This window comes from Neobacillus endophyticus (assembly GCF_013248975.1).
Taxonomy (GTDB): domain Bacteria; phylum Bacillota; class Bacilli; order Bacillales; family Cytobacillaceae; genus Neobacillus; species Neobacillus endophyticus.
Genome location: NZ_JABRWH010000002.1, coordinates 349,666 through 356,662, shown reverse-complemented (window position 1 = coordinate 356,662; position 6,997 = coordinate 349,666). Strand labels below are relative to the sequence as shown.

Below are 6,997 nucleotides of genomic sequence, written 5' to 3'. Positions count from 1 at the left end.
GAAAAAGGAGCTACATGGGTAGATACAGTAGGAGAATTAGCTGAGAAAGCAAATATCATTATTACCATGGTAGGTTACCCTCAAGATGTTAAAGAAATTTATTTGGGGGAAGATGGTATTTTAAATAAGGCAAAAAAAGGATCATATGCAATCGATATGACTACTTCAAGTCCTATCCTCGCTCGTGAAATCTATAACAAAGCAAAAGGAAAAGGTATACATACGTTAGATGCACCTGTTTCTGGAGGAGATATTGGAGCACGACAAGCAAAGTTAGCTATTATGGTAGGTGGAGCTGAAAAAGACTATAAAGCTGTTTTACCTATTTTTGAATTAATGGGAACCAATATTGTACTTCAGGGGGAAGCTGGGGCTGGCCAGCATACAAAAATGTGTAATCAAATAGCAATTGCTTCTAATATGCTTGGAGTATGTGAGGCCTTATTATACGCCACCAGATCTGGGCTAGATCCAAATACAGTATTAAAAAGTATTGAAACAGGAGCAGCTGGTAGTTGGTCTTTAAGTAATCTAGGACCTAGAATGATTAAAGGCGATTTTGAACCTGGATTTTATATTAAACATTTTATTAAAGATATGAAAATAGCAATCGAATCAGCAGAAGAAATGAATTTATCTACTCCGGGTTTAAAGTTAGCAAAATCTTTGTATGAAGAGCTTGAATCTCAAGGAAAAGGTGAAAAGGGAACACAAGCTTTATTTCAATTATTGGATAGGCAACTTCTAACTGTATAAGTAATTAATTATTCAAGGGAATGAAAATATTAAATAATTTTTTAAAATTATAACCATTATTCCACAATCGGGCGCGTTTATAACTATTGGAGGATAAAATGTTGATAAATTATAATGGACGGAAATTTGTTTCAATTGAAAATAAAGCAAACGGAGAAGTTTCTTCAAAAACGATTTTTGAATACAAACAAGAAGGGAATATCCTCTCAGCAACATATAGTGGAGGAGAAATTGTTAAAGGGACACTAATTGGAATAGTAAAGGACAATAGTAGTTTACAGTTTAGATATAACCATGTAAACACAAGAAACGAAATAAGAGGCGGTCAATGTTACTCTACTCCAGAAACCCTCCCAGATGGAAGAATTAGATTACATGAGAAATGGAAATGGACAGATACTGACCAAAGTGAAGGAGAATCCATAATTGAAGAAGTAAAATAACCTCCTATTCAACAGGTACAAGAGTTGAAGATATTACGGTGCCACTTTTGATGGATATTTTCTTATTCAAATAAACCAGCCAATAGAAACTATTCAGTTATTCCATTATAGGGCGCAAGAATTAAAGAATTTATGGACTGCAAAAGCAGTCCATTTTTTCATGGTCATGGTCGTTAATCCGTTAAATGGAGAATTAGTGGAAGATGAGTTGCTTAATCTCCCTCTTTTATCTGTCACTTATAAAAAATAAAAAACTGTCACTTTAATACAGGATAGTTTGTTTATATAATCATACCAAAGAAAAAAAGGAGAGAAGAATTATGGAGATAACACCAGTAGTACTAATAGGAGATAGAGTAAAAATACAACCTATGGAAGATTATCACGTGCAGGAATTATTTGATGCGGGAAACAATCCAGATATTTGGGCATACATGCCAATGAAGGTTCAATCGATTGAAGATATGAAGTATCTTGTGAATGGAGCACTTCAAGCAAGAGAGCAAGGAAACGAATTGCCTTTTGTTATCTTCGATAAGGATTCGGGGAAAATTGTGGGAAGCACTCGTTTTCTTAATATATCCCTACCAAACCGTAATTTGGAAATTGGTTGGACATGGCTGTCTCCAACAGTTTGGCGAACTAGAATAAATACAGAATGTAAGTATCTTCTTTTGAAACACTGCTTTGAGACACTTGGGACCATTCGTGTTCAGTTGAAAACAGATAGTCGAAATGAGAAGTCTCAGCAGGCCATTGAACGACTGGGTGCGGAAAAAGAGGGAGTGCTTCGGAATCATATGGTTATGCCTGACGGTTATTTAAGAGACTCTGTGTTTTACAGTGTAATTGACCAAGAATGGGCGATAGTGAAGAACAAATTGGAGAGTATGCTACGATAATCGCATATTATAGAAGTGTTGTTTATTAACTAAAAGGAGCTTTACTTCAATAACGATCTTCAACAACCGGGCGCATTTCTAGAATAAGAAATGCGCTCTTTTTAATGAATTGGGCCATATTCTGGAATAAAGCAATTGCTCAAATCAGGGAATTTTGAAATAATTGTTATTTAGTTAAATCAGTTGGTTGTAAGATAGTGCTGTCACCCAAGCAGCTTTTTCTTATAAGAAGACAGGAAAATTTAATTATGAGGAGTACTTTTATGGAAATAGAGAAAATAAATAAGGTTGTTAAGGAATTGCCAGAGAGAGATGCAAGGTTACTACTTAATCATATTTTAAAAAGAATACATCTTTTAAACGAGAATGAGTATTCTGAGAAACGGTTTATTGAAGAAATGAAAAGGGCATACCAATTGTTTTTCGGTATATCAGAACAGCGACAAGATAAAATAGAAGGACCAATTAAGGTAGTTCATATTCTGTTCGGGGCTTCCCCTGCAGGATGTTTAAAACAAGCACTAAAGGAACTCGGTGCATATAAAGATGAAAAGGTCATATGCATTAAAGAAATGTTCTCTTTCGGTCCTATCTGGAAATTTAATGAAGAAGTTGGAAAACAGTCCAGGTATAATTGGTTGCAAAATAACTTGTCTGATGAAGATGTAGAGTTCGATGAATCTAAGGAAAGCTTCAACAGAGCTGTTAATCAAATTATGTCTATTAAAGAAAATATTCCTATTTATTTGTGGGCTGCTGAAAATGCTGAGGAGCAGACGGGACTTCGTTTTGTCGTGGAACTTTTAAAGGAAAAAAATAATGATATTTTCGCTATAAATACGACAAAGGCATTTAACAACCTATTTAACAAAGGTAAACGGAAACATACGATTTTTAGCACTGGTGAATTGGCTCCAGATAAGCTACAAGCGATTTATAAACAAATGGATGAACCCCCTCTTACACAACATGAACAGGGAGATTTTGAAAAGGAATGGCTTTCCCTTACTGAAAATAAAGAAACATTAAGAATATGGAGAAACGGAAGAATAGAAGGTGCTCATGAAGACTATTATGACGAATTTATAATAAACAGAGCAAAAAAGCTACATGGTAAACGCAAAACAAATGAATTTTTTAAATCGGCTAGGTTAATTGGAGATGTTTTAGGGCATTTAGACCACTTTATATGGGATTTGTTCTTAGAGTATCGGTTGAAGAAAATGATCGAAAATGGGGTATTTGAGGCTGAAGGTAGTCTTGAGGCGATGAGATTATATAGTGTGCGATTGAAGCAGAAGCAGTTAAGTTAAAAGGGTAATCATTTTGCATGGTTGAGTTTAATTCAGTTTATAGGATTAAAACCTTATGTAAAAAAATAAAGGAGGGAAGATATCTCTCCTTCTTGATCTTCCATAATCGGGCGCAAGAATTGAACAACGATGGACTGTTTTCAGCAGTCCATTTTTCTTGGTCTTTAATCAGTTAAAAGGCAGGTTTGTGGAACAAGAAGGATTTTAGCTATTCAAGACAGAACTAACCATGGGGATAAATGCGAAAAGGTTAGGTGATATATAATGACATTATTCATAGGGGCAATGCTTAATGTATGGGGGAGATTTATACTCTTTTCTTCTTTATTTAGAATGAAAAGTAAGGATTACAAAGACATTAGTATAAGTGGATTTATAGAATGGGATTTATTATTTAAATTATTGGCTGTGTTAAAGGTAAATGTTGATAATTGAAATCTCCCATAGTTTTCAACGTACAACATATCAATGTTTTTTTGCTGATACTGTATACGTGGGACAGATTAGTAAAAGAATGTATTTTTGTTAATAGACATTTGAGGGAGGAAGTATGAAAAAGCCATTTCGGATGAAACGCAAGAAAAAAGAGGATGGAGTTATAAAAGAAGGAGTAAAGGAAACTTTTTGGGATTTGGTACTGGAGGGCATCGGAAACGTTGTTATCTGGTTAATCAAAGGTCTGTTTCATTTTATTAGGCATCTTTTTCATTAGATAAAAAGAGAATTCAACACGGAGAACAAACTTTGTGAAGTAATATCCATAAACAAACGGGTGCGTTAGTTGAAGAAGCATGGGGAACCTTTATAAATGAAGGTTCCCCAATTTACTATTTAAAAATCAACATTTAAATTTAACAGAGCCAAATTATTAATTAAATTTCCACCAAGTGTATATAAAAATTTCGTCCTATTAACTGGTGTTGCCTTTATAGTGCTGGGAATAGTTATTGTTTTATAAAAAAGGATTGTTCTATTAACGGGTGCTTTACTTCAATAACGATCTTCAACAATCGGCGCGTTAATCGAAGAAAGATTAACGCTTTCTTTGTTTAAGTTATTAGGCTAACTAGAAGTAACACCAATAACACATACTTCGCGTTCCTCTTGTTACTGGTAAGGCTAACAGTTACTTCCAAAATTAAGCGTTTGAATTTAAAAGAAATCAATAATATAAAATTTTTTGAAACCAAACGATACCGATAATCCATCTAATATATGAAAAAGAAGAAAGCAACAATGCTTGGCCCAACCGTAAAGGGTTAGCCCAATGAAAACATGCTTTAAAAAAGAGTAGACCAATTTAAGGGATTAGGCATAGACAATGGAGGGGTATGATGGATGAAATAAAGCTTGTCAAAAAGGCAAGAAAAGGTGATGATGCTGCTTTTGAAGAGTTGATATACCTGCATCAAAATCAACTTTATCGAACGGCATATATATATGTACAAAACAAAGAGGATGCGTTAGATGTTGTTCAAGAAACTGTTTATAAAGCTTATTTATCTTTAGACCAATTAAAAAATCCACAGTATTTTAAGACATGGTTGATACGCATTCTTATACATAATGCTAATGAGTTGTTACGTACAGGGAAGAAATTGATAAAGATCAAGGATGAAAGTAAATACGAAACCTCCGATGAACCGACAAACAAAACAAATCAAACTGAGCAAAACATTGATTTAATGGCAGCCATTCAGCAATTAGATAACAGTTATCAGACAGTAATTATTCTATATTATTACCATGATTTATCTGTTCACCAAATTGCCTGTCATATGAATGTGCCCGAAGGAACAGTAAAGACGTATTTGCACAGAGCAAGAAAATCGTTAAAAAAATTATTAGAGGGAAGTGAGCAAGGATGGATAAACAACAGTTTAATGATGAGATAAACAAAATAGAGGTTCCACAGCCCGATCTTCATATGGCCATAAAGAAAGGAATATCTAAAGCACAAAAAGAAAAACCGGCAATACGAAAAATAAAACGATTCTCGATTCCGTTGATTGCTTCTTCTCTAGTGATTGTATTTTTCGGTTCAGGCTTTGTTTCTCCACAAATGAGCAGAGTATTTGCGGACGTTCCAATCATTGGAAAAATGTATTCGTCTTTTAATGATTCAGTTGGCCAAAATCTTGCTGCAAGTAAACTAGTCACCGAATTAAACGATAGAGCGGTCAGCAATGGTGTCGGCGTAACAGTCAATGGTGTTTATTATGATAGTGGAAGAATTAGTGTCACATTTAAGGTCGATCACTTAAGTTTACAATCAAATGACTTTTTGTATGATGTGAAAATCGCAGACGGTAGTGATAAATGGAATAGGGGAGCCCAGTACGGTGGTCGAGTCACACCAGATGGATGCTTTGGTCAAATTCTAATTGATTATCCGGACAAAAGTCTCCCAGAGCATGTGACGTTGCCTCTCACTTTTACAGCCTTTAACGATGTAAAAGGAAAATGGAAGTTTGATATTCCGATTCGTCAATTGGATAACAAAAAGATACATATCGTGCAGTCCGTACAAAGCGATGATAAAGAACTAAAAATGAACTTTGAATCGCTTACCATTGGAAAAGGGTCGGCAACACTTGACTACAAAGCCATTTATTCACTGGTTGGTAAAGACGATATGGCTCGGATTGATAAAGTTACGGATGATAAAGGTCATAAAATCGATGTATTAAGCTCAGGAACCGAATTCGGCAGAAAAAGAGTAGGAAATAGCATTGAATCAGAAGAACGCTCTATAATTGGTAAAATACCCGAAAACGCTAAGTATATGAAGATTTATCCTCATATTCAGTATTCTGAATCATTTGTTTCCCATCCATTGGAAAAGAACAGTTTTGAAATGAAAAGTAAGCGTGGCGATGCAACGTTAAAAGTTGATCAAATTCAACAAAGTAAAAGAAATTTAATTGTAAAATACACTCTTGATCATGTAGATACGAAACATTTAACATTTGATTTCCAAAACTTTGGTGAAATTATGAAACTCACTGATTCTGCTGAAATTGGCAAAGACCGACCTACAATTGGTCACTTCGTTAAAGGGAGTACAATCAAAGTGTTGGACAGCGATAAACTACAATTTCAAGCATCATTTAAATTAGATGGTGAATTTGGTATATATAACTTCAGTCTGGAACACTATTCTTTAGAAGCCCCATTCTCTATGTTACTACCTGAAAAAACTTTGCCACCACTAACGATTTATTTAAAATAGAGGCGTATAGTTTAGTCGTAGCATAAATATTAGGAAACTTGAAAGAAGTTTTAGATACTGCATTTAATCGCCTGGTTATTACTTTTTTAATAGACATGCTTATAAATCGAGGCAAACACACCGGTTAGCGGTGTGTTGGAGATGAATTGGTCTTATTAAAAGATAATCAAAAATTAGTGGTACAAACAAAAAAGTATAAAATCACGTTATATAAGAGCTATCCATGAAATCGCGACAGCCAAACTACATTATAATGCAACAAATTAATTATATTAATTGAGACAGGCTAGTTGAAAATTACTTATAGGAATAAAAATGAAGGATGGATTAGGTAGAACATTTCTGCTTGAT

General features: G+C 34.4%; 7 protein-coding genes. All 7 read left to right on the top strand.

Features of this window, described 5'->3' with window-relative positions:
* Window positions 1–756: NAD(P)-dependent oxidoreductase (locus HPT25_RS27950; protein ID WP_173072046.1), on the top strand; the 756-nt coding region annotated here is incomplete at its 5' end.
* A gap of 101 nt (window positions 757–857) precedes the next feature.
* Complete coding sequence (locus HPT25_RS27945; protein ID WP_173072098.1) at window positions 858–1,199, top strand: avidin-fold protein; 342 nt, start codon at window positions 858–860, stop codon at window positions 1,197–1,199.
* 320 nt (window positions 1,200–1,519) lie between these two features.
* Window positions 1,520–2,101, top strand: a complete 582-nt coding sequence (locus tag HPT25_RS27940; RefSeq protein WP_173072044.1) for a GNAT family N-acetyltransferase — start codon at window positions 1,520–1,522, stop codon at window positions 2,099–2,101.
* 263 nt (window positions 2,102–2,364) lie between these two features.
* Window positions 2,365–3,414 carry a DUF1835 domain-containing protein gene (locus HPT25_RS27935; RefSeq protein ID WP_173072042.1) on the top strand — a complete coding sequence of 350 codons (1,050 nt, stop codon included), beginning with the start codon at window positions 2,365–2,367 and terminating at the stop codon, window positions 3,412–3,414.
* 550 nt (window positions 3,415–3,964) lie between these two features.
* A complete protein-coding gene (locus HPT25_RS27930; protein WP_173072040.1) occupies window positions 3,965–4,126 on the top strand; it encodes a hypothetical protein in 162 nt (53 codons plus the stop codon).
* A 622-nt stretch (window positions 4,127–4,748) separates the two neighbouring features.
* A complete protein-coding gene (locus HPT25_RS27925) occupies window positions 4,749–5,309 on the top strand; it encodes a sigma-70 family RNA polymerase sigma factor (RefSeq protein ID WP_173072096.1) in 561 nt (186 codons plus the stop codon).
* Window positions 5,279–6,646, top strand: coding sequence for a DUF4179 domain-containing protein (locus HPT25_RS27920; protein ID WP_173072038.1), 1,368 nt, complete (start codon window positions 5,279–5,281; stop codon window positions 6,644–6,646). The genes HPT25_RS27925 and HPT25_RS27920 overlap by 31 nt, the downstream gene beginning before the upstream one ends.
* Window positions 6,647–6,997: the final 351 nt, after the last annotated feature.